At 56.6% G+C, this 22,153-nt stretch carries 21 protein-coding genes; 19 read left to right on the forward strand and 2 right to left on the reverse strand.

Translation table 11 applies throughout. From position 1 onward, the window contains the following. Positions 1-21: 21 nt before the first annotated feature. Entirely contained in the window at positions 22-696 is a 675-nt protein-coding gene (gene kdpE / locus GVJ63_RS17855; RefSeq protein ID WP_010260694.1) for a two-component system response regulator KdpE, read from the reverse strand. A gap of 257 nt (positions 697-953) precedes the next feature. Between kdpE and GVJ63_RS17860 the strand changes: the two genes are divergently transcribed. The 11 genes from GVJ63_RS17860 (at position 954) to nei (ending at position 10,182) form a co-directional block, all read left to right on the forward strand. Next, positions 954-1,154, forward strand: coding sequence for a DUF2517 family protein (locus tag GVJ63_RS17860; protein WP_010671290.1), 201 nt, complete (start codon positions 954-956; stop codon positions 1,152-1,154). A gap of 154 nt (positions 1,155-1,308) precedes the next feature. Next, on the forward strand, positions 1,309-2,265 hold the full coding sequence (locus tag GVJ63_RS17865) for a 2-thiouracil desulfurase family protein (protein ID WP_010260698.1): 957 nt from the start codon (positions 1,309-1,311) through the stop codon (positions 2,263-2,265). A gap of 12 nt (positions 2,266-2,277) precedes the next feature. Then, a complete protein-coding gene (gene phrB / locus GVJ63_RS17870; protein WP_022626044.1) occupies positions 2,278-3,702 on the forward strand; it encodes a deoxyribodipyrimidine photo-lyase in 1,425 nt (474 codons plus the stop codon). Between the two features lie 18 nt (positions 3,703-3,720). Continuing rightward, on the forward strand, positions 3,721-4,464 hold the full coding sequence (locus tag GVJ63_RS17875) for a type 2 GTP cyclohydrolase I (RefSeq protein WP_033785470.1): 744 nt from the start codon (positions 3,721-3,723) through the stop codon (positions 4,462-4,464). Positions 4,465-4,623: 159 nt separating this feature from the next. Continuing rightward, the gene (gene pxpB, locus GVJ63_RS17880) at positions 4,624-5,280 is read left to right on the forward strand and encodes a 5-oxoprolinase subunit PxpB (RefSeq protein ID WP_033771143.1); all 657 of its coding nucleotides are present in this window, start codon (positions 4,624-4,626) and stop codon (positions 5,278-5,280) included. Further along, positions 5,274-6,203: a 5-oxoprolinase subunit PxpC gene (gene pxpC, locus GVJ63_RS17885; protein ID WP_010671294.1), complete on the forward strand. Its 930-nt coding sequence runs from the start codon at positions 5,274-5,276 to the stop codon at positions 6,201-6,203. Before pxpB ends, pxpC begins: the two co-directional genes overlap by 7 nt. Next, positions 6,193-6,930 carry a 5-oxoprolinase subunit PxpA gene (gene pxpA / locus GVJ63_RS17890; protein ID WP_010260713.1) on the forward strand — a complete coding sequence of 246 codons (738 nt, stop codon included), beginning with the start codon at positions 6,193-6,195 and terminating at the stop codon, positions 6,928-6,930. Before pxpC ends, pxpA begins: the two co-directional genes overlap by 11 nt. 53 nt (positions 6,931-6,983) lie before the next feature. After that, entirely contained in the window at positions 6,984-7,712 is a 729-nt protein-coding gene (locus GVJ63_RS17895; protein ID WP_010671295.1) for a DUF969 domain-containing protein, read from the forward strand. Continuing rightward, positions 7,712-8,728, forward strand: a complete 1,017-nt coding sequence (locus tag GVJ63_RS17900; RefSeq protein WP_031592206.1) for a DUF979 domain-containing protein — start codon at positions 7,712-7,714, stop codon at positions 8,726-8,728. Before GVJ63_RS17895 ends, GVJ63_RS17900 begins: the two co-directional genes overlap by 1 nt. Before the next feature lie 6 nt (positions 8,729-8,734). After that, a complete protein-coding gene (gene pcp, locus GVJ63_RS17905) occupies positions 8,735-9,382 on the forward strand; it encodes a pyroglutamyl-peptidase I (protein WP_010671296.1) in 648 nt (215 codons plus the stop codon). Positions 9,383-9,393: 11 nt separating this feature from the next. Beyond that, a complete protein-coding gene (nei, locus tag GVJ63_RS17910) occupies positions 9,394-10,182 on the forward strand; it encodes an endonuclease VIII (RefSeq protein ID WP_159227183.1) in 789 nt (262 codons plus the stop codon). 368 nt (positions 10,183-10,550) lie between these two features. Here nei and GVJ63_RS17915 read toward each other — a convergent pair whose 3' ends face one another. Further along, entirely contained in the window at positions 10,551-11,834 is a 1,284-nt protein-coding gene (locus tag GVJ63_RS17915; protein ID WP_010260725.1) for a citrate synthase, read from the reverse strand. Between the two features lie 633 nt (positions 11,835-12,467). Between GVJ63_RS17915 and sdhC the strand changes: the two genes are divergently transcribed. The 8 genes from sdhC (at position 12,468) to sucD (ending at position 22,055) form a co-directional block, all read left to right on the forward strand. Further along, entirely contained in the window at positions 12,468-12,857 is a 390-nt protein-coding gene (gene sdhC, locus GVJ63_RS17920) for a succinate dehydrogenase cytochrome b556 subunit (RefSeq protein ID WP_029519433.1), read from the forward strand. Continuing rightward, a complete protein-coding gene (gene sdhD, locus GVJ63_RS17925; protein WP_009091417.1) occupies positions 12,851-13,198 on the forward strand; it encodes a succinate dehydrogenase membrane anchor subunit in 348 nt (115 codons plus the stop codon). The genes sdhC and sdhD overlap by 7 nt, the downstream gene beginning before the upstream one ends. Then, positions 13,199-14,965 carry a succinate dehydrogenase flavoprotein subunit gene (gene sdhA, locus GVJ63_RS17930; RefSeq protein WP_022626042.1) on the forward strand — a complete coding sequence of 589 codons (1,767 nt, stop codon included), beginning with the start codon at positions 13,199-13,201 and terminating at the stop codon, positions 14,963-14,965. A gap of 14 nt (positions 14,966-14,979) precedes the next feature. Next, the gene (locus GVJ63_RS17935) at positions 14,980-15,696 is read left to right on the forward strand and encodes a succinate dehydrogenase iron-sulfur subunit (protein ID WP_010260736.1); all 717 of its coding nucleotides are present in this window, start codon (positions 14,980-14,982) and stop codon (positions 15,694-15,696) included. Positions 15,697-15,896: 200 nt separating this feature from the next. Continuing rightward, complete coding sequence (sucA, locus tag GVJ63_RS17940; protein ID WP_010260738.1) at positions 15,897-18,704, forward strand: 2-oxoglutarate dehydrogenase E1 component; 2,808 nt, start codon at positions 15,897-15,899, stop codon at positions 18,702-18,704. Between the two features lie 15 nt (positions 18,705-18,719). Next, positions 18,720-19,943 carry a 2-oxoglutarate dehydrogenase complex dihydrolipoyllysine-residue succinyltransferase gene (gene odhB, locus GVJ63_RS17945; protein ID WP_010260740.1) on the forward strand — a complete coding sequence of 408 codons (1,224 nt, stop codon included), beginning with the start codon at positions 18,720-18,722 and terminating at the stop codon, positions 19,941-19,943. 70 nt (positions 19,944-20,013) lie between these two features. Further along, the gene (gene sucC, locus GVJ63_RS17950) at positions 20,014-21,180 is read left to right on the forward strand and encodes an ADP-forming succinate--CoA ligase subunit beta (protein WP_003853151.1); all 1,167 of its coding nucleotides are present in this window, start codon (positions 20,014-20,016) and stop codon (positions 21,178-21,180) included. After that, a complete protein-coding gene (gene sucD / locus GVJ63_RS17955; RefSeq protein WP_010260744.1) occupies positions 21,180-22,055 on the forward strand; it encodes a succinate--CoA ligase subunit alpha in 876 nt (291 codons plus the stop codon). The genes sucC and sucD overlap by 1 nt, the downstream gene beginning before the upstream one ends. Positions 22,056-22,153: the final 98 nt, after the last annotated feature.

The following is a 22,153-nucleotide window of genomic DNA, read 5'->3' on the forward strand; positions in this document are numbered from 1 at the left end:
AGGCGCCTCTGGCGCCTTTTTTTATGGCATAAAGCGATAGCCGATCCCGGTTTCCGTCAGCAGATGAGCCGGTTGTGTCGGATTGGCTTCCAGCTTCTGGCGCAGATGTCCCATATAGATGCGCAGATAGTGGCTGTGCTCCACCGCATTGGGTCCCCAGACCTGGCTCAGCAACTGCCGCTGCGTCAGCACCTTGCCGGCATTGTTAAGCAGAATACTCAACAGACGAAATTCAATCGGGGTAAGGTGAATCTCGCTGCTGCCGCGCTGTACCCGTCGTGCGGCGAAATCGACGCTGACGTCGGCGAACGTCACCCTGGCATCCGGCTGCTGGCCACTATGACGACGCAGCGCAACCCGGACGCGCGCCAGCAGTTCGCCAATGCCAAAGGGTTTAGTCAGATAGTCATCTGCCCCCGCATCCAGTGCGGCGATCTTATCCTGCTCATCGCTGCGCGCTGACAGCACAATCACCGGTATGGCGCTCCACTGTCGCAGGTCACGAATGAAATCGGTGCCATCTCCATCCGGCAGACCCAGATCCAGGATCACTAAGTCCGGCTTGCGGGTCGCCGCTTCAATCAGTCCGCGTTGCAGTGTATCGGCATCAAACACCTTAAGGGCTTCATTTTCCAGCGCCAGCCGGACAAAGCGCCGGATCTCTTTTTCATCTTCAACGATCAAAACCGTGGTCACGCAATACCTGCCTTGAGTGGGGACCGAAGCGCTACTTTATCAACATTTTATGCTGGCGTCCGCGACCATAATCTGTCGGCCCTTTCAACGCTAACGCAACCAGGCGGTAACCTTTTTGTAACTTAATTACAGGTTAATTCTTAAACAGCAAAAATAGCGGCAAATAAGTGGTCAGATGAGTAGTAAAATTACACAACCTGGCGTAAAGTTGAACACAGATCACATTCACACTATTTCACTTACCGGGAGGAGAAACCATGTATCGGGCTTATCCACGTTATAAAATTATTGCGCGACGTACGCTGGTGGTTCTTCTCGGCGTACTGGCGCTTCCTGTTATGCTGTTTCGACAGGATCGGGCACGTTTCTACAGCTATCTGCACCGCGTCTGGTGTAAGACCAGCGCCAAGCCGGTCTGGCTGGCGCAGGCTGAAGCGGGTGGTGGCGCGTTCTGGTGATTTCCCCTGCCGCAAAACAGGCCTGGTCAACTGACCGGGCTTTTTTTTGCGTTTTTTCTGAGAATAAGCGATCCGGAATCCCGTTTTAACCCTTTATTCCTGACCATTTTACGCTACACTTAAACCTCTACAAGATTTCGGAGGTTGTACAAGTATGAGCAAAAAAATCCCCGTTGGAATCAGTGCATGCCTGCTCGGCGACCGCGTCAGATTTGATGGTGGGCATAAGCGTCTTACTTTTGCGACCGACGATCTCACCCCATTTGTCCGTTTTGAGCCCATCTGCCCTGAGATGGCGATTGGTCTGCCAACGCCGCGCCCGGCATTGCGTCTGGTGAAGCAGGGCGATGATGAGCTGCATCTCTGCTTCAGCAAAGATGGCGGAGAAGAGGTTACGACGCAGATGCGTGACTGGTCTGCTGAGCGGGTAAAATCCCTGCATCACCTCTGTGGCTATATCCTCTGCGCCAAATCACCCAGTTGTGGCATGGAGCGGGTGCGGGTCTATGAGCCCGATAACAACAATAACCGCAAAGCAGGCACCGGTATTTTTACTGAATTCCTGCAGCGCGAGATGCCCTGGCTGCCGCTGGAAGAAGATGGTCGTCTGCACGATCCCGCCCTGCGTGAGAACTTTATCGGTCGTGTCTGCGCGCTGCATGAATTTAATCAGATGTGGGAAAGCGGTCTGACCCGGCAGGGACTGATCGCCTTCCACAGCCGTTACAAGCTGATGATGCTGGCGCATTCGCAGGAGAAATACCGCGAGCTGGGACCCTTTGTCGCCTCCATGAGCCAGTGGGAGTCGCTGGACGCCTTTGCCTTTGAGTACCGCAATCGCATGATGGAACTGATGTCACGTCCCGCCTCACGTCGCAATCACACCAATGTGCTGATGCATGTGCAGGGCTACTTCCGCACGCACCTGAGTTCACCGCAGCGCCAGGAACTGGCAACGCTGATTGACCGCTATCGTCAGGGCACACAACCGCTGCTGGTGCCGATTACCATTCTCAAACACTACATGGCGGAGTACCCGCACCCGTGGCTGGCCCAGCAACGCTATTTCGATCCCTATCCCGAAGCCTTGTGCTTACGCTACGGACAGTAATACAGGAGGAGTATGACCACCCATCTGGTCTGGCTGCGTAACGATTTACGCGTCAACGACAATCTGGCGCTGCACGCCGCCTGCCGCGACAGCGATGCAAAAGTGATTGCGCTCTACCTTGCCACGCCAGCACAGTGGCAGCAGCATGATATGTCACCGAAGCAGGCGGCGTTTATCCACGCCAGTCTGTTGCAGGTGCAGCGTGCGCTGGCAGAGCGGGGCATTGAACTGCACTATCAGGCGTGTCACGCCTTCAGCGACAGTATTGATGCGCTGCTGCAGTTCTGCGCTAAGCAGCAGGTCGATCAGCTCTTCTACAATTACCAGTATGAAGTTAATGAACGCCAGCGCGATGCGGAGGCTGAAAAGCGTCTCGACGACGCGGGCGTGATTTGCCAGGGCTTTGATGACAGCCTGTTGCTGCCGCCCGGCAGTGTGCAGAGCGGCGATCGCTCGATGTATAAGGTATTTACCCCGTTCAGCAAAGCCTTTGTCCGCCGCTTGCAGCAGGGGCTGCCTGAGTGCGTGCCTGCGCCGAAAGCGCGCGAAGGCGCACCGCTGAAAGCCTCCCCGATTCCCGCCTTTGACTATCCAACCGAAGACTTTGATCAGGATCTGTTTCCGCCAGGCGAAGCGGCGGCGCTGAAGCGGTTGCGCCATTTCGCCACGCAACCGGTTATCGACTATCCCGCTAAGCGCGACCTTCCGGCGCTGGACGCCACCAGCCGTCTGTCGGTTTATCTGGCGACCGGCGTACTGTCGCCACGTCAGTGCCTGCATCGCGTGCTGCATGAACATCCCGATGCGCTGGACAACAGCCGCGCGTTCACCTGGCTGAACGAGCTGATCTGGCGTGAATTCTACCGTCATCTGCTGGTTGCCTGGCCGGCGTTGTGCCGACACAAGCCGTTTATCGACTGGACGCGTAATGTTGAATGGCAGCGTAACGACGCACATTTCGACGCCTGGAAAGCGGGTAAAACCGGCTATCCGATTGTCGATGCCGCAATGCGTCAGATGAAGGCGCTGGGCTGGATGCACAACCGCTTACGGATGATCACCGCCAGTTTCCTGGTCAAAGATCTGCTGATCGACTGGCGTGAAGGTGAACGCTATTTCATGCAGCAGCTGATTGATGGTGACCTGGCTGCGAACAACGGCGGCTGGCAGTGGGCGGCCTCGACCGGCACGGACGCGGCGCCCTATTTCCGCATCTTTAACCCGACCACGCAGGGCGAGCGCTTCGATGAGAAGGGGGATTTTATCCGTCACTATCTGCCTGAACTGGCCGGGGTCCCTGACAGTGATATTCACCAGCCCCATGTCTGGGCGGAGAAGCATCATAAGAAACTCGATTATCCGGCACCAATCGTGGATCATAAGGTGGCACGTAAAAAGACATTAGACGCCTTTGAGCGCGCCAAGAGCGCAGCCTGAGGCCTCGAAGGAGCCTGAATGAACCATTACGAATTAGAGACGCTGATCAATCAGCAACTCGATAGCCACAGTTTCAGCGATTACGCCCCCAACGGTTTGCAGGTTGAGGGACGCAGCGAGATCAAAACGATTATCACCGGCGTCACTGCCTGTCAGGCGCTGCTGGATGAGGCGGTGGCGCGTCAGGCCGATGCGATTATTGTCCATCATGGCTATTTCTGGAAAAGTGAACCGGCCACGATTAAGGGCATGAAGCGCCGTCGTCTGCGGACCCTGCTGGCCAACGATATCAATCTCTATGGCTGGCACCTGCCGCTCGACGCGCATCCTGAATTAGGCAACAACGCCCAGCTGGCGAAACTGCTGGATATCGAAGTGCGCGGCGAAGTGATGCCGCTGGTGTTCTGGGGTGAGCTGGCTGAGCCCCTGTCCGGCGAACAGCTGGCCCGCCGAATCGGTGAACGGCTGGGACGTGAACCGCTGCATTGTGGTGACAACGCGCCAGCGCTGATCCGTCGTATTGCCTGGTGCAGCGGGGGCGGGCAGGGCTTTATCGACCAGGCGGCTGCGGCGGGCGTCGATGCCTTTATCACCGGTGAAGTCTCTGAACAGACTATTCACAGCGCGCGTGAGCAGGGGCTGCATTTCTTTGCCGCAGGCCATCACGCCACCGAGCGCGGCGGCGTAAAAGCGCTGGGCGACTGGCTGGCGCAACACCACGATCTTGATGTGACCTTCATCGATATCCCCAATCCTGCCTGACACTCTCCCTTGTCCTGCGCGCCTGCGCAGGACCTAAATCTGTTGACACATCCCTGTCACTTTCGCATAACTGTTTGCTTTACGTAGATAAGCAATGGGCTGCACCGGGCATCCGGTCAGGTCGGCCAGGCGCGATCTCAACTGAGCGGGAGGTAGCTGTTGCAACGAGCACGGTGTTATTTATTGGGTGAACGCGCTGTCGTGCTGGAGCTGGAACCGCCGGTCTCACTGGAGAGCCAGCAACGAATCTGGGGACTGAATCAGCGACTGCACGACTATGCCAGCGTGCTGGAGGTGATCCCCGGCATGAACAACATCACCCTGATCCTGCGTGATCCCCAGCAGAGCGCGCTGGACGCAATAGAGCGGCTTCAGCGCTGGTGGGAAGAGAGTGAAGCGCAGTTGCCGGAGTCGCGTCAGGTGGAGATCCCGGTGATCTATGGCGGCGAGTCTGGCCCCGATCTGACGGTGGTGGCGGAACACGCCGCGCTGACGCCCCGTCAGGTGGTTGAGCTGCACAGCAGCAGTGACTATGTGGTCTTTTTTATCGGCTTTCAGCCCGGTTTTCCCTATCTGGGCGGACTGGATCCGCGCCTGCACATCCCGCGGCGTGCTGAGCCCAGGGTTGCAGTGCCCGCCGGCTCGGTAGGCATCGGCGGCAGCCAGACCGGCGTCTATCCGCTGGCTTCGCCCGGCGGCTGGCAGTTGATTGGCCAGACGCGCACCGCGCTGTTTGATCCCCTGCAGCAACCGCCCACGCTGCTCCGTCCCGGTGACAGGGTTCGCTTTGTGCCGCAACAGGAGGGCGTATGTTAAACATTCTGCGAGCCGGCCTGGCCGCGACTATTCAGGATGCGGGCCGTTACGGCTGGCGTCAGTATGGCATCAGCCCTGGTGGTGTGCTGGATCATCCCGCGATGTTCACCGCCAATGTGCTGGTGGGCAATGATCCCGACAGCGCGGTGCTGGAGATGGTGCTCGGCCAGTTCAAAGCGGAGTTTACCCGCGATGGCTGGTTTGCGCTGACCGGCGCAGGCTGCCATGCGGAGCTTGACGGCCAGCCGGTCTGGACGGGCTGGCGCACGCCGGTGAAACGGGGGCAGCTCCTGTCACTGGCGATGCCGCAGCGCGGCATGCGCAGCTATCTGGCAGTGCAGGGCGGTTTTGATATCCCCGCGATGCTCGGCTCCGCCAGCACCGATCTAAAAGCAAAATTTGGCGGATTTCAGGGGCGAGCCTTGCAGGATGGCGATCAGCTCCCGCTGGGTAAACCGACCCGCACGTTTGACCGTAAAGTCGGGGTGCGGCAACTGCTGTGGGGCAACCGCATCCGCGCACTACCTGGCCCGGAGTATCACGAGTTCAGCCGCGAAGCGCAGCAGGCATTCTGGCGTACCGCATGGAAACTCAGCCCGCAAAGTAACCGGATGGGATACCGGCTTGAGGGACGCAAGCTTGAGCGCGAGAGCCCGCGCGAGCTGCTGTCACACGGCGTAATGCCGGGTGTGATTCAGGTGCCGCCGAACGGACAGCCTATCGTGCTGATGGCGGATGCCCAGACCACCGGCGGCTATCCGCGCATCGCCTCGGTTATCGAAGCCGATCTCTATCACCTGGCACAAATCCGGCTGGGTGAGCCGATTCATTTTATTCACTGCACCCTGCCGGAAGCGATGCTGGCACGTCAGCATCAGCAACGCGCCCTGGACCAGATGAAGTGGGGACTCAATGAAAATTGATTTAAACGCCGACCTGGGCGAGGGCTGCGCCAGCGATCAGGCGCTGCTGCAACTGGTGAGTTCCGCCAACATCGCCTGTGGCTTTCACGCAGGTGATGCGCAGACCATGCTGCAGTCGGTGCGCTGGGCACAGGCATCCGGCGTCGCGATTGGTGCACATCCCGCTTTTCCCGATCGGGAGAACTTTGGCCGCAGCGCCATGCAGCTGCCGCCGGAAACGGTCTACGCCCAGATGATCTACCAGATTGGTGCGCTGAAAAGTCTGGCGGAAAGCGAAGGTGCGCGGCTGCTTCATGTTAAACCGCACGGCATGCTCTACAACCAGGCAGCGGCCGATCCGGTGCTGGCGGATGCCATTGCCCGTGCCATCAGGGCGGTCGACAGCCAGCTGATTGTGGTGGGACTGGCTAATAGCGAATCGATTCGCGCGGCGGCGCACTACGGCTTACGCACGCGGGAAGAGGTGTTCGCCGACCGTGGCTATCTCAGTAGCGGTGCGCTGGTGCCGCGCAGCGAGCCGGGCGCGCTGATTGAAGATGAACAGCAGGCTATCAGTCAGACGCTGACGATGGTGCAGCAGGGCAAAGTAAAAAGTATCACCGGAGAATGGGTAGCGGTGAATGCACAGACCGTCTGCTTACATGGCGACGGCGCGCACGCTCTGCAATTTGCACAGCGGTTGCGTGATGCGTTTGCCGATCAGCAGATTCGTGTCACCAGCAACTGAATAACCACACTTAGCCCGGCGTATGCCGGGTTTTTCAACTCTGAGGGAAATCCATGGATAGTGCAGTAAATCTCTGGCCATTACTGGGCATCGCCGCCATCGTCGTCGGCTTCCTGTTACGGTTCAATCCGGTGCTGGTGGTGATTGTCGCCGGGTTTGTGACCGGTCTGGCCGCGATGATGCCGCTGGCGGACATTCTGGAAAAGCTCGGGGCAGGTTTTCTCAACACCCGCAACCTGCCACTGATCCTGCTGCTGCCGCTGGCGGTCATTGGCCTGCTGGAGCGTCACGGACTGAAAGAGCGGGCGCAGGCGTGGATTGCACAGATCAAAACGGCAACCGCCGGACGGCTGCTGATCGTCTACCTGTTTGTGCGCGAAATCACCGCCGCGCTGGGGTTAACCAGTCTCGGAGGACATCCGCAGATGGTGCGTCCGTTGCTGGCACCGATGGCGGAAGGAGCAACTGAAAGCCGCTATGGCGAGATCTCACCTGAGCTGCGCCACCGGCTGCGCGCGATGTCAGCGGCGACCGATAATGTCGGTCTCTTCTTTGGTGAGGATATCTTCGTGGCGTTTGGCGCGATTATCTTTATGCATAACTTTATGCAGGAGTCCGCCGGGATTCAGACCGAACCGCTGCACATCGCCTTATGGGGCATTCCGACTGCCGTCGCCGCGTTCCTGATCCACTCGGCACGTCTGGTGCGGCTGGATCGGCAACTGGCGCGAGAGCTGCAGCAGCTGAACCGTCAGGCGCTGAAAGCCAAAGGAGGTGAGTAATGTTCCAGCAACAATATCTGATGTGGCTGGCGGGCATTATCCTGCTGGTAGTGGCGGTGCTTTCCTGGCGTGACAGCGCGAATCCACGTCGCTTTACCACCGGCCTGTTCTGGGCCTTGTATGGCCTGGTTTTTCTGGTCGGTGACTGGACGACGCAACTGATGAGCGCCTGGATGGGTTCAGATGCGGCGGGCACCCGTATGCTGCACATCGGCATCGGTGTCATTGTGGTGGTGATGGCGCTGATTGCCGGGTTTGGCGGTGTCAGGCTGGGTCGCTATCATCAGCGCAGCGATGAAGAGAAACAGGCCAGTGCGCTGCGTCTGCGCAATAAACTGTTTCTGCCTGCACTGTCGATTCCGGTCGTGACCGTGGTCGGTGTGCTGGCGTTTAACCATATTCCCGGTTTGCAGGATGCGGTGTTCGGCCCCGGTAACCACGCTACGCTGGTGACGCTGTTTTCAATGATGGTCGGCTGTGTGATTGGCTGGCTGGTGGCGTTAAAACTGACCCACGAGAAACCGGTGCAGTCGATGCAGGAGACCCGTCGCCTGCTGGATTCGATTGGCTGGGCCTTTATCCTGCCGCAGATCCTTGCCACCCTGGGGCTGCTGTTTACCAGCGCGGGCGTGGGCAGTGCTATATCGCATCTGACAGAAACCTGGCTGGCGGTAGATAATCGCTTTGTCGCGGTCACCGTCTATGCCGTCGGGATGGCGCTGTTAACCATGATCATGGGTAATGCTTTTGCGGCGTTTCCGATTATCACCGCAGGCGTCGGCATCCCGATTCTGGTGTTGCAGCACGGCGGAAATCCGGCAGTGATGGCGGCAATTGGCATGTTCTCCGGCTACTGCGGCACGCTGATGACGCCGATGGCGGCCAACTTCAATATCGTCCCGGCAGCGCTGCTGGAACTGCCCGATCGTAACGCGGTGATCAAGGCTCAGATTCCGACCGGTGTGCTACTGTTAATCGTTAATATTTTCCTGCTCTATTTCCTGATGTTCCTGTGAGGTTGCATGAAAACTGTCCTGATGACCGCCTTTGAACCTTTTGGCGGTGAAACGATTAACCCTTCATGGGAAGCGGTGCGCGCGCTGGAAGGTAAACAGATTAGCGGGGCGACGATAGTGATCCGCCAGTTGCCGGTGGTATTCAGCGACGTACTCAGGGTGCTGAATCAGGCGCTGGAAGAGGTGAAACCGGATGCGATTCTGTCGGTGGGGCAGGCGGGCGGGCGAAGCGACATTACCGTTGAACGTATTGGTATTAATGTCGATGACGCCCGTATCCCGGACAACGCCGGTCATCAGCCGGTGGATGAGCCCGTCGTAGCTGGTGGCCCGGCAGCCTATTTTTCCCGTCTGCCCATCAAAGCGATTGTGGCGGCGGTGCGGGAAGCGGGGATCCCCGCGTCAGTGTCGCAAACGGCGGGCACCTTTACCTGTAACCGCGTAATGTACGGCCTGCTGCACTGGCTTGAGCAGCATGACAGTCCGGTGCGGGGAGGCTTTATCCATATTCCTTATCTGCCTGAACAGGCGGCGCAGCATCCGGGCGCACCGAGCATGGCGCTGGCGTCCATTATTCAGGCGCTGGAAATTGCGGTAAAGGTCACGCTGGAGACCGGCGAGGATATCAGACAGGCTGGCGGCGCCACCCATTAAGAGGATGAACGATGCCTGAAGGACCGGAAATTCGCCGCGTGGCGGATAAACTTGAAGCCGCCATTGTGGGTCAGCCCTTAACGGAAGCGTGGTTCGCGTTTCCTCAGCTCAAGACCTATGAACCGGCGTTGATTGGTGAGCAGGTTAATGCGATTGAGACGCGGGGCAAAGCGCTGCTGACTCATTTCAGCAATGGCCTGACGCTCTACAGTCATAACCAGCTGTATGGTGTCTGGCGCATTGTAAAACCTGACACCGAACTCAATTCCACCCGTCAGTTGCGAGTGCGACTGGCGACGGCGGGCAAAGCGATTCTGCTCTACAGCGCCTCAGATATTGAGCTGCTCAACGCAGATACGCTGGCGGCGCATCCGTTTCTTAATCGTATCGGGCCGGATGTGCTGAACAGTGCGCTGACAGTGGAAGAGGTGAAAGAGCGGCTGCTGTCACCCCGTTTCCGGCGGCGGCAGTTCAGTGGTCTGTTGCTGGATCAGGCTTTTCTGGCCGGGCTGGGAAACTATCTGCGCGCCGAAATTCTGTGGCTGGCGCAGCTGCTGCCAAATCATCGGGCGCAGGATCTCAGTAACGATCAGCTGACTGCTTTCAGCGAAGCGCTGCTTTCAGTGCCGCGCCATGCCTATCGGATGCGTGGAACCATGAAGAAATATCATGAGGAAGCGGCGTTTCAGTTTGAGGTGTTTCATCGGCAGGGCAAAAAATGCCGGCGCTGTGGCACGGTGATTGAGAAGGGCACGCTCTCATCACGGCCTTTTTACTGGTGTCCGGGTTGTCAGAGATAGGGGCGACCGCATTGGCGAACAAAACAGGAAAAGGTTCTTACTGCAAACAGCTGACAAACTCGAATCCGGGTGACTCCAGCCGCTACGAAGAAGTCTGACGCGCAGGGAATACGGTCAGAGGAGGAAAGCGTCCCGCGCCATGGACAAAAACGCCGGGAGCGTTTTTGAACAACGCAACGCGTTGGCCCGGCAACGGGCGCACCTCAGGGATGAGGTGCGTAATCGCGCGGGCCGAGCGTGTCATGGATGACGGCTTTTGCGTCTTTCCGATCTGACCTTGTTCTCTGCGCAGGCGCGGTATCACAGCCAACCGCCCCCGGCTTTAAAGCAACATCAGGCGGAGATCCCTCTCCGCTATTAACTGAACTTTACTTTTTCAACTGTGAGCTGAATTCGCGCTCGGTATAACCGGTGTAGAGCTGACGTGGACGGGCAATCTTCATGCCTTCGTCATGCATCTCTTTCCAGTGTGCAATCCAGCCAACGGTACGGGCCATCGCGAAGATCACCGTAAACATGGAGGATGGAATACCCATCGCTTTCAGAATGATACCGGAGTAGAAGTCCACGTTTGGATAGAGTTTACGCTCGATGAAGTACGGGTCGTTCAGCGCAATGTGTTCCAGCTCCATCGCCACTTCCAGCAGGTCATCCTTCATACCCAGCTCATTCAGGACTTCATGGCAGGTATCGCGCATCACGGTCGCGCGTGGATCGTAGTTTTTGTAAACGCGGTGACCAAAGCCCATCAGACGGAATGAATCATTTTTGTCTTTGGCGCGTTTAACAAATTCCGGAATGTGCTCAACGGTGCTGATCTCTTCCAGCATACGCAGGGTCGCTTCGTTGGCACCGCCGTGCGCCGGTCCCCACAGGGAGGCGATCCCGGCGGCGATACAGGCAAACGGATTCGCGCCGCTTGAACCAGCGGTACGAACGGTAGAGGTTGAGGCGTTCTGCTCATGGTCAGCATGCAGGATCAGGATGCGGTCCATGGCGCGTTCCAGCACCGGATTCACTTTGTACTCTTCGCACGGCGTGGCAAACATCATGTGCAGGAAGTTACCCGCATAGGAGAGATCGTTGCGCGGATAGACAAACGGCTGGCCGATAGAATATTTGTAACACATCGCTGCCATCGTCGGCATTTTAGAAAGCAGACGGAATGCTGCGATTTCGCGGTGGCGCTCAATGTTTACATCCAGCGAATCGTGGTAAAACGCAGCCAGTGCACCAGTGACACCGCACATTACCGCCATCGGATGCGAATCGCGACGGAAGCCGTGGAACAGGCGGGTAATCTGCTCATGAATCATGGTGTGGCGGGTAACCGTGGTACGGAACTCATCAAACTGTTTCTGGTTTGGTGCTTCGCCGTTCAGCAGGATGTAGCAGACTTCCAGATAGTTAGAGTGGGTCGCCAGCTCAGAAATAGGGAAACCACGGTGCAGCAGGATACCTTCATCCCCATCGATAAAGGTGATTGCAGATTCGCAGGACGCGGTAGACGTAAAACCGGGATCGAAGGTGAACAGGCCACTTGAACCCAGAGTGCGGACATCAACGACATCCTGGCCCAGCGTACCTTTCAGCACGTCCAGTTCAATAGATGTTCCATCTTGCAGGGTTAGCGTTACTTTTTTATCTGTCATTTTCGTCTCCATAGCGCCTTATGTGGGTAAGGATCTTTAGACACCTGAAACGCGTTCATGTTGCGGTTGGCAAAACTACACAGTATCACTCTGCGGGGATAAAACGGGTGCAGGGTACAGAGTGAGCGGCGCGTTCCCAGCGGGAACCGGTGAGCCATGGACATGCTGCATATCGCGGTTGTTAAAGATCCGGTCAGGACATAACTTCTTGGTAACCAATAACCTGATGCTTTTTAATGCTCATTATCGCAATGTTACATAACTTGCGCTTAGGGGAAAGTGTATCCCCATAACTTTTGCGCATCATAGGAATTTACAGGCTTAGTTTGTAACTGAATTGTTGAACTATTGTCAAATCAGATAATTAAAATTGTATCAATTGTGAAAATCGTGAGTAGGATCACTGTTCCACCTAAAATATACCAAAGAGTTTGTAGGGGAATTGTAATCAGAATGTGATCCTCCTATACTCCAGGCAGGTCTCCGGAACACCCTGACACCAGGAGCCACCCAGCGTTTACTACCGCGTCAATTAACACTGGATGTTGCTTTTTTGGTGACGGTTAAAGTCTGCCACGCGTTGTGATTAGACTCCGCCTCAGGTCCGGAGGAAGCAAAATAAAAAAGAGCTGTGTGGGCAAAACCGTGAAAAAACAAAGACCTGTCAACTTGGATCTCTCGACGATCCGGTTTCCCGTTACTGCAATATCGTCCATTCTTCACCGCGTCTCCGGCGTAATCACATTGGTTGCCATTGGCATCCTGCTGTGGCTGCTCGGTCTCTCTCTCTCCTCTCCTGAAGGTTTCCAGCACGCTGCGTCCATCATGGATGGCTTCTTCGCGAAGTTCATTATGTGGGGCATCTTAACGGCGCTGGCCTATCACGCGGTGAGCGGGATTCGTCATATGTTGATGGATTTTGGTTATCTGGCCGAAACGCTGCAGGTTGGTAAGCGTTCCGCTCATATGACTTTTGTGATCACTGTCGTGCTGGCAATTCTGGCGGGAGTCCTCGTATGGTAAGCAATGCATCCGCATTGGGTCGCAACGGCATTCAGGACTGGCTGCTGCTGCGGGCAACTGCAATTCTCATAACGCTCTACATCGTCTATATCCTCGGTTTCGTGGTGATGACAGACACGCTGACTTATGACCTGTGGCGTGGCTTCTTCGCTTCCGCATTCACCAAAGTGTTCACGCTGCTGACGCTGTTCTCCATTCTGATCCACGGCTGGATTGGCATGTGGCAGGTGTTAACAGACTACGTTAAATCACTGCCAACCCGCTTGTTGTTGCAGTTTGTGATTGTCGTGGCGCTGTTGTGGTATGCGATTTATGGATTTGTTGTGGTGTGGGGTGTGTAAATGAGTTTGCCAATCAGAGAGTTCGATGCCGTGGTAATCGGCGCAGGTGGCGCAGGAATGCGAGCCGCACTGCAAATCTCCCAGGGCGGCCAGAGCTGTGCCCTGTTATCTAAAGTTTTCCCGACCCGTTCCCACACCGTATCTGCGCAGGGCGGTATTACCGTTGCGCTGGGTAATACCCATGAAGATAACTGGGAATGGCACATGTACGACACCGTCAAAGGTTCCGACTATATCGGCGACCAGGACGCGATTGAATATATGTGTAAAACCGGCCCGGAAGCGATTCTGGAACTGGAACACATGGGTCTGCCTTTCTCGCGTCTGGAAGATGGTCGAGTCTATCAGCGTCCGTTTGGTGGCCAGTCAAAGAATTTCGGTGGCGAGCAGGCGGCACGTACGGCGGCTGCGGCTGACCGTACCGGTCACGCATTGCTGCACACCCTTTATCAGCAGAACCTGAAAAACAAAACCACTATCTTCTCTGAGTGGTATGCACTGGATCTGGTGAAAAACGCCGATGGCGCAGTTGTGGGTTGTACCGCTATCTGCATCGAAACCGGCGAAACGGTTTATTTCAAAGCGAAAGCGACCATTCTGGCCACTGGCGGCGCGGGCCGTATCTACCAGTCCACCACCAATGCACACATCAACACCGGCGACGGCGTAGGTATGGCACTGCGTGCGGGCGTACCGGTGCAGGATATGGAGATGTGGCAGTTCCACCCAACCGGTATCGCCGGTGCGGGCGTGCTGGTCACCGAGGGCTGCCGTGGTGAAGGCGGCTATCTGCTGAACAAACATGGCGAACGCTTCATGGAGCGTTATGCGCCGAACGCCAAAGATCTGGCGGGCCGCGACGTGGTTGCGCGCTCAATGATGATTGAAATCCGTGAAGGTCGCGGCTGTGATGGCCCGTGGGGTCCACATCTCAAACTGAAACTGGATCATCTGGGTAAAGAGGTGCTTGAGTCACGTCTGCCTGGCATCCTTGAGCTGTCACGCACCTTTGCGCACGCCGATCCGATTAAAGAGCCGATTCCGGTCATTCCGACCTGCCACTACATGATGGGCGGTATTCCGACCAAAGTGACCGGCCAGGCACTGCGCGTCAATGAGCAGGGCGAAGATGTAGTGATTCCTGGCCTGTTCGCCGTCGGTGAAATCGCCTGCGTATCGGTGCATGGTGCCAACCGTCTGGGCGGTAACTCACTGCTCGACCTGGTGGTCTTTGGCCGTGCAGCGGGTCTGCATCTGCTGGCGAGTATTCAGGAGCAGGGCGACCTGCGTGATGCCACAGAAGATGAGATCGCCGGGGCGATGGCGCGTTTCAACCGCTGGGAAAACAACACCACGGGTGAAGATCCGGTTGAGATTCGTAAAGCGCTGCAACGCTGCATGCAGAATAACTTCTCGGTATTCCGTGAAGGCGAAGCGATGGCACAGGGTCTGGAAGAGCTGAAAGAGATTCGCCAGCGCCTGAAGTCAGCGCGTCTGGATGACCGCTCACCGGATTTCAACACCCAGCGTATTGAGTGCCTGGAGCTGGATAACCTGATGGAGACGGCCTTTGCCACGGCGGTAGCGGCTAACTATCGCACCGAAAGCCGCGGTGCGCACAGTCGCTTCGACTTCCCGGATCGTGATGATGAAAACTGGCTGTGCCACAGTCTTTATGTCCCGGAAACCGAAAGTATGACGCGCCGTGAGGTGAACATGCAGCCGAAACTGCGCGCGGCCTTCCCGCCGAAAGTGCGTACCTACTAATTTCGGAGACGATCATGAGACTCGAGTTTTCAATTTATCGCTACAATCCGGACGTCGATGACAAACCGCGCATGCAGGATTACACCCTGGAAGCGGAAGATGGTCGCGACATGATGCTGCTGGACGCGCTGATTCGCCTGAAAGAGAAAGATCCGACCCTGGCGTTTCGTCGCTCCTGTCGTGAAGGCGTCTGCGGTTCCGATGGCCTGAACATGAACGGTAAAAACGGACTGGCCTGCATTACGCCCGTCTCGGCGCTGGGCAACGGCAAACAGAAAATTGTTATCCGTCCGCTGCCAGGTTTACCGGTGGTGCGTGACCTGGTTGTAGACATGAGCCAGTTTTATGCACAGTATGAGAAAATTAAGCCTTTCCTGTTGAATAATGGGGAAAATCCGCCAGCTCGTGAACATCTGCAGTCGCCGGATGAGCGTGAACACCTGGATGGCCTGTACGAATGTATACTCTGTGCCTGCTGCTCAACCTCATGCCCATCATTCTGGTGGAATCCTGAGAAGTTCATCGGTCCTGCTGGCCTGCTGGCCGCTTACCGCTTCCTGATTGACAGCCGCGACACCGAAACCGAGGCGCGTCTCGACAATCTGAATGATGCTTTCAGCGTATTCCGCTGCCATAGCATCATGAACTGTGTGAGCGTATGTCCGAAAGGGCTGAACCCGACGCGCGCCATTGGCCATATCAAGTCGATGCTGCTGCAGCGCGGCGCATAAGCAGTTTCTGCCGGGAACCTCAGGTTCCCGGTGTTTTACGGAAGCCTCTGTAAGCGCGGTGATTACCACGTTTACAAAGGTTCCCTTACGGGCCACGCGCGCTGCGCAAAGTGCTCGTATCGCTGAACTCACTACGGCAAACCGCGAAAGCGGCAACAAATGAAACCTCAAAAAAGCATAGCAATGCTTAAGGGATCACAATGCAGAACAGCGCGATGAAGCCCTGGCTGGACTCTTCCTGGCTGGCCGGCGCGAATCAGTCTTACATAGAGCAGCTCTATGAGGATTTCCTGACCGATCCTGACTCTGTCGATGCAGTGTGGCGCTCGATGTTCCAGCAGTTACCGGGCACCGGAATGAAACCTGAGCAGTTTCACTCCACCACACGTGAGTACTTCCGTCGCCTGGCGAAAGACGCATCTCGTTACACCTCATCTGTCTCCGATCCTGAAACCAACTCCAAGCAAGTAAAAGTGCTGCAGCTGATTAACGCGTTTCGTTTCCGCGGTCATCAGCACGCCAATCTTGACCCGCTTGGTCTGTGGAAACAGGACCGGGTAGCCGATCTCGATCCCGCTTTTCACGATCTGACCGAGGCCGATTTTCAGGAAAGCTTTAACGTCGGCTCTTTTGCCATTGGCAAAGAGACCATGAAGCTGGCCGAACTGTTCGAGGCGCTGACTCAGACTTACTGCGGCTCGATCGGTGCAGAATATATGCACATCAACAACACTGATGAGAAACGCTGGATTCAGCAGCGTCTTGAGTCAGTCGCGGGCCGTGCAGCCTTCAGCAATGAAGAGAAAAAAGGTTTCCTGAAAGAGCTGACCGCGGCCGAAGGGCTGGAAAAATATCTCGGAGCGAAATTCCCGGGTGCCAAACGCTTCTCGCTGGAAGGCGGCGATGCACTGGTTCCGATGCTGCGCGAAATGATCCGTCATGCCGGTAAGAGCGGAACCCGTGAAGTCGTACTGGGTATGGCGCACCGTGGCCGTCTCAACGTGCTGATCAACGTGCTGGGTAAAAAGCCACAGGATCTGTTCGACGAGTTCGCCGGTAAGCACAAAGAGCATCTGGGCACCGGTGACGTGAAGTACCACATGGGCTTCTCGTCTGACGTGGAAACCGAAGGCGGCCTGGTTCACCTGGCGCTGGCGTTTAACCCGTCGCACCTGGAGATCGTCAGCCCGGTGGTCATGGGTTCAGTGCGTGCCCGTCTGGATCGTCTGGATGAGCCAGCCAGCAATAAAGTCTTACCGATCACCATTCATGGTGATGCGGCCGTGATTGGCCAGGGCGTGGTTCAGGAAACTCTGAACATGTCACAGGCGCGCGGTTATGAAGTGGGCGGTACCGTTCGCATCGTCATCAACAACCAGGTTGGCTTCACCACCTCCAACCCGAAAGATGCGCGTTCGACCCCTTACTGCACCGATATCGGCAAAATGGTGCTGGCACCGATTTTCCACGTCAATGCTGACGATCCGGAAGCGGTCGCGTTTGTGACCCGCCTGGCGCTCGACTATCGCAACACCTTTAAGCGTGATGTGTTTATCGATCTGGTCTGCTATCGCCGTCATGGTCACAACGAGGCGGATGAGCCAAGTGCGACCCAGCCGCTGATGTACCAGAAAATCAAAAAACACCCGACGCCGCGTAAAATCTATGCCGACCGTCTGGAAGGTGAGGCCATTGCCACGCAGGAAGATGCGACCGAAATGGTCAATCTCTACCGTGACGCGCTGGATGCGGGTGAGTGTGTGGTGCCGGAATGGCGTCCAATGAGCCTGCACTCCTTTACCTGGTCACCTTACCTGAATCATGAGTGGGATGAACCTTACCCGGCTCAGGTCGACATGAAACGTCTGAAGGAGCTGGCGCTGCGTATCAGCCAGGTGCCGGAAGAAGTGGAAGTGCAGTCACGTGTTGCCAAGATTTACAACGACCGTCGCCTGATGGCTGAAGGCGAGAAAGCCTTTGACTGGGGCGGCGCGGAAAACCTGGCATACGCCACGCTGGTTGATGAAGGCATTCCGGTGCGTCTGTCGGGTGAAGATACCGGTCGCGGAACCTTCTTCCATCGTCACGCGGTAGTCCATAACCAGGCGAACGGCTCAACCTATACCCCTCTGCACCACGTGCACAGCGGTCAGGGTCAGTTCAAAGTGTGGGACTCCGTGCTGTCAGAAGAGGCGGTACTGGCCTTTGAATATGGTTATGCCACCGCAGAGCCGCGCATCCTGACCATCTGGGAAGCGCAGTTTGGTGACTTCGCCAACGGCGCACAGGTTGTTATCGACCAGTTCATCAGCTCCGGTGAGCAGAAATGGGGCCGGATGTGTGGCCTGGTGATGCTGCTGCCGCACGGTTATGAAGGTCAGGGGCCAGAGCACTCCTCTGCGCGCCTGGAACGTTATCTGCAACTCTGCGCTGAGCAGAACATGCAGGTCTGCGTGCCGTCTACCCCTGCGCAGGTTTACCATATGCTGCGTCGTCAGGCGCTGCGCGGTATGCGCCGTCCGCTGATTGTGATGTCGCCGAAATCACTGCTGCGTCATCCGCTGGCGATCTCCACGCTGGATGAACTGGCTAACGGCAGCTTCCAGCCTGCGATTGGCGAAGTCGATGATCTGGATCCGCAGGGCGTGAAACGCGTCGTGCTGTGCTCCGGTAAAGTCTATTACGACCTGCTGGAGCAGCGTCGTAAAAATGAGCAGACCGATGTGGCTATCGTGCGCATCGAGCAGCTCTATCCGTTCCCGCATCACGCGGTACAGGAAGCATTAAAAGCGTATGCTCACGTGCAGGATTTTGTCTGGTGTCAGGAAGAGCCACTGAATCAGGGCGCCTGGTATTGCAGCCAGCATCATTTCCGTGAAGTTGTGCCGTTTGGTGCCACTTTACGTTATGCAGGCCGCCCGGCATCCGCCTCACCGGCCGTGGGTTACATGTCCGTACACCAACAACAGCAGCAAGACCTGGTTAATGACGCGCTGAACGTTAATTAATTAAAAGGAAAGATAATGAGTAGCGTAGATATTCTCGTTCCCGACCTGCCTGAATCGGTTGCCGATGCCTCTGTGGCAACCTGGCATAAAAAACCAGGCGATGCAGTCACTCGCGATGAAGTGCTGGTCGAAATCGAAACTGACAAAGTTGTACTGGAAGTGCCAGCCTCTGCGGACGGTATCCTGGAAGCCGTTCTGGAAGAAGAGGGCGCCACCGTCACTTCCCGCCAGATCCTGGGTCGTCTGAAAGAGGGCAACAGCGCCGGTAAAGAGAGCAGCGCGAAGTCTGAAAGCAAAGAGTCTACCCCGGCTCAGCGTCAGACTGCGTCACTGGAAGAAGAGAGCAACGATGCGCTCAGCCCGGCTATCCGCCGTCTGATTGCAGAGCACAATCTTGATGCCTCGCAGATCAAAGGCAGCGGTGTTGGTGGTCGTCTGACCCGTGAAGATGTTGAAAAACATCTGGCCAACAAACCGCAGGCTGCCAAAGCCGCTGCGCCAGCTGCTGATGCGGCCGCCGCGCAGCAGCCAGTGGCTAACCGCAGCGAAAAACGCGTGCCGATGACCCGTCTGCGTAAGCGTGTTGCAGAGCGTCTGCTGGAAGCGAAGAACAGCACCGCGATGCTGACCACCTTCAACGAAATCAACATGAAGCCCATCATGGATCTGCGTAAGCAGTATGGTGAGGCCTTCGAGAAGCGTCACGGTGTACGTCTGGGCTTTATGTCCTTCTACATCAAAGCGGTTGTTGAAGCGCTGAAACGCTATCCGGAAGTGAATGCTTCCATCGATGGTGAAGATGTGGTTTACCACAACTACTTCGACGTCAGCATTGCGGTCTCTACGCCACGTGGTCTGGTTACACCCGTCCTGCGTGACGTGGATGCGCTGAGCATGGCGGACATCGAGAAGAAAATCAAAGAGCTGGCAGTGAAAGGCCGTGACGGCAAGCTGACAGTTGAGGATCTGACCGGCGGTAACTTTACCATTACCAACGGCGGCGTCTTTGGTTCACTGATGTCCACCCCGATCATCAACCCACCGCAGAGCGCCATCCTGGGCATGCACGCCATCAAAGATCGCCCGATGGCGGTCAATGGTCAGGTTGTGGTGCTGCCGATGATGTATCTGGCGCTCTCCTACGACCACCGTCTGATCGATGGCCGTGAATCAGTTGGTTATCTGGTTGCAGTGAAAGAGATGCTGGAAGATCCGGCGCGCCTGCTGCTGGATGTCTGATTTTCACCGGGCGCGCCTTGCCGCGCGCCCAACCTCATTACTCTTTTCAGACCTGAATGGATAGAACATCATGAACTTACACGAATACCAGGCGAAACAACTGTTTGCACGGTATGGCATGCCGGCACCAACGGGTTACGCCTGTACTACACCACGTGAAGCGGAAGAAGCAGCCTCTAAAATTGGCGCAGGCCCGTGGGTAGTTAAATGTCAGGTTCATGCCGGTGGCCGCGGTAAAGCGGGCGGTGTGAAAGTGGTTAACAGCAAAGAAGAGATTCGTGCTTTTGCTGAAAACTGGCTGGGCAAACGCCTGGTTACCTATCAGACAGACGCAAACGGCCAGCCGGTAAACCAGATTCTGGTTGAAGCGGCGACCGATATCGATCAGGAGCTCTATCTGGGCGCTGTGGTCGATCGCGCAACACGTCGCGTAATTTTCATGGCCTCAACTGAAGGCGGCGTGGAAATTGAAAAAGTGGCGGAAGAGACCCCGCACCTGATCCACAAAATGGCGCTGGATCCACTGACCGGCCCGCAGCCTTATCAGGGTCGTGAGCTGGCGTTCAAACTTGGCCTGACTGGCAAGCTGGTTGGCCAGTTCACCAAGATCTTCATGGGTCTGGCGACACTGTTCCTGGAGCGCGATCTGGCGATGGTTGAGATCAACCCGCTGGTGATCACCAAACAGGGCGACCTGATCTGCCTGGATGGCAAACTGGGTGCCGATGGCAATGCCCTGTTCCGTCAGCCAGAGCTGCGCGAAATGCGCGATCCAAGCCAGGAAGATCCGCGTGAAGCCCATGCTACACAGTGGGAACTGAACTATGTTGCGCTGGAAGGCAACATCGGTTGTATGGTTAACGGCGCAGGTCTGGCGATGGGCACCATGGACATCGTTAAACACCACGGCGGTCAACCGGCCAACTTCCTTGATGTCGGCGGCGGCGCAACCAAAGAGCGCGTGACCGAAGCCTTCAAAATCATCCTGTCTGACGATGCGGTTAAAGCCGTATTCGTTAACATCTTCGGCGGCATCGTACGCTGCGACCTGATTGCCGACGGCATCATCGGCGCAGTCGCTGAAGTGGGTGTGAACGTGCCAGTTGTGGTACGTCTGGAAGGTAACAACGCCGAGCTGGGCGCCCAGAAACTGGCGGACAGCGGTCTGAACATCATTGCAGCAACCAGCCTGACAGACGCCGCACAGCGTGTTGTTGCTGCCGCGGAGGGTAAATAATGTCCATTCTGATCGACAAAAACACCAAAGTCATTTGCCAGGGTTTCACCGGTGGCCAGGGGACTTTCCATTCTGAGCAGGCGCTGGCATACGGCACCCAACTGGTTGGCGGCGTGACGCCAGGCAAAGGTGGCACGACCCATCTCGGCCTGCCTGTGTTCAACACCGTTCGCGAAGCGGTAGAAGCAACAGGCGCGACCGCCACTGTGATCTACGTTCCGGCTCCTTTCTGTAAAGATGGCATCCTGGAAGCGATCGACGCGGGCATCAAACTGATCATCACCATCACCGAAGGCATCCCGACCCTGGATATGCTGACCGTGAAAGTGAAGCTGGATGAAGCAGGCGTGCGGATGATCGGTCCAAACTGCCCAGGCGTTATCACCCCAGGCGAATGTAAAATCGGCATCATGCCGGGCCACATTCACCAGCCGGGCCGCGTCGGTATCGTGTCACGTTCAGGCACCCTGACCTATGAAGCGGTTAAGCAGACCACGGATATCGGCTACGGCCAGTCAACCTGCGTTGGCATCGGTGGTGACCCGATCCCAGGCTCTAACTTCATCGACATCCTGAAAATGTTCCAGGATGATCCACAGACTGAAGTTATCGTGATGATCGGTGAGATCGGCGGTAGCGCAGAAGAAGAAGCTGCAGCCTTCATTAAAGAGCACGTGACCAAGCCGGTTGTGGGCTACATTGCTGGCGTCACCGCGCCGAAAGGCAAGCGTATGGGCCATGCTGGCGCCATCATTGCCGGTGGTAAAGGTACAGCAGATGAGAAATTTGCTGCCCTGGAAGCGGCAGGCGTGAAAACCGTCCGCAGCCTGGCGGATATCGGTGACGCAGTTAAAGCCGTATTACCGGCTAAATAAGTCAGCGTCATCTGAGACTAAGCCACCTTCGGGTGGCTTTTTTTATGCCTGTAAATGAGAGGCATAACGCAGGAAGCTAAAGAGAAGAGTGAGCGATT

Source organism: Pantoea sp. 18059 (assembly GCF_902706165.1).
Lineage (GTDB): Bacteria > Pseudomonadota > Gammaproteobacteria > Enterobacterales > Enterobacteriaceae > Pantoea > Pantoea agglomerans.

Bases quoted from the DNA above. Each gene is read 5' to 3' on its own strand.
- GVJ63_RS17860 (WP_010671290.1), top strand. From the start codon at position 954: ATGTATCGGGCTTATCCACGTTATAAAATTATTGCGCGACGTACGCTG.
- GVJ63_RS17865 (WP_010260698.1), top strand. From the start codon at position 1,309: ATGAGCAAAAAAATCCCCGTTGGAATCAGTGCATGCCTGCTCGGCGAC.
- phrB (WP_022626044.1), top strand. From the start codon at position 2,278: ATGACCACCCATCTGGTCTGGCTGCGTAACGATTTACGCGTCAACGAC.
- GVJ63_RS17875 (WP_033785470.1), top strand. From the start codon at position 3,721: ATGAACCATTACGAATTAGAGACGCTGATCAATCAGCAACTCGATAGC.
- pxpC (WP_010671294.1), top strand. From the start codon at position 5,274: ATGTTAAACATTCTGCGAGCCGGCCTGGCCGCGACTATTCAGGATGCG.
- pxpA (WP_010260713.1), top strand. From the start codon at position 6,193: ATGAAAATTGATTTAAACGCCGACCTGGGCGAGGGCTGCGCCAGCGAT.
- GVJ63_RS17895 (WP_010671295.1), top strand. From the start codon at position 6,984: ATGGATAGTGCAGTAAATCTCTGGCCATTACTGGGCATCGCCGCCATC.
- GVJ63_RS17900 (WP_031592206.1), top strand. From the start codon at position 7,712: ATGTTCCAGCAACAATATCTGATGTGGCTGGCGGGCATTATCCTGCTG.
- pcp (WP_010671296.1), top strand. From the start codon at position 8,735: ATGAAAACTGTCCTGATGACCGCCTTTGAACCTTTTGGCGGTGAAACG.
- nei (WP_159227183.1), top strand. From the start codon at position 9,394: ATGCCTGAAGGACCGGAAATTCGCCGCGTGGCGGATAAACTTGAAGCC.
- GVJ63_RS17915 (WP_010260725.1), bottom strand. From the start codon at position 11,834: ATGACAGATAAAAAAGTAACGCTAACCCTGCAAGATGGAACATCTATT.
- sdhD (WP_009091417.1), top strand. From the start codon at position 12,851: ATGGTAAGCAATGCATCCGCATTGGGTCGCAACGGCATTCAGGACTGG.
- sdhA (WP_022626042.1), top strand. From the start codon at position 13,199: ATGAGTTTGCCAATCAGAGAGTTCGATGCCGTGGTAATCGGCGCAGGT.
- GVJ63_RS17935 (WP_010260736.1), top strand. From the start codon at position 14,980: ATGAGACTCGAGTTTTCAATTTATCGCTACAATCCGGACGTCGATGAC.
- sucA (WP_010260738.1), top strand. From the start codon at position 15,897: ATGCAGAACAGCGCGATGAAGCCCTGGCTGGACTCTTCCTGGCTGGCC.
- odhB (WP_010260740.1), top strand. From the start codon at position 18,720: ATGAGTAGCGTAGATATTCTCGTTCCCGACCTGCCTGAATCGGTTGCC.
- sucC (WP_003853151.1), top strand. From the start codon at position 20,014: ATGAACTTACACGAATACCAGGCGAAACAACTGTTTGCACGGTATGGC.
- sucD (WP_010260744.1), top strand. From the start codon at position 21,180: ATGTCCATTCTGATCGACAAAAACACCAAAGTCATTTGCCAGGGTTTC.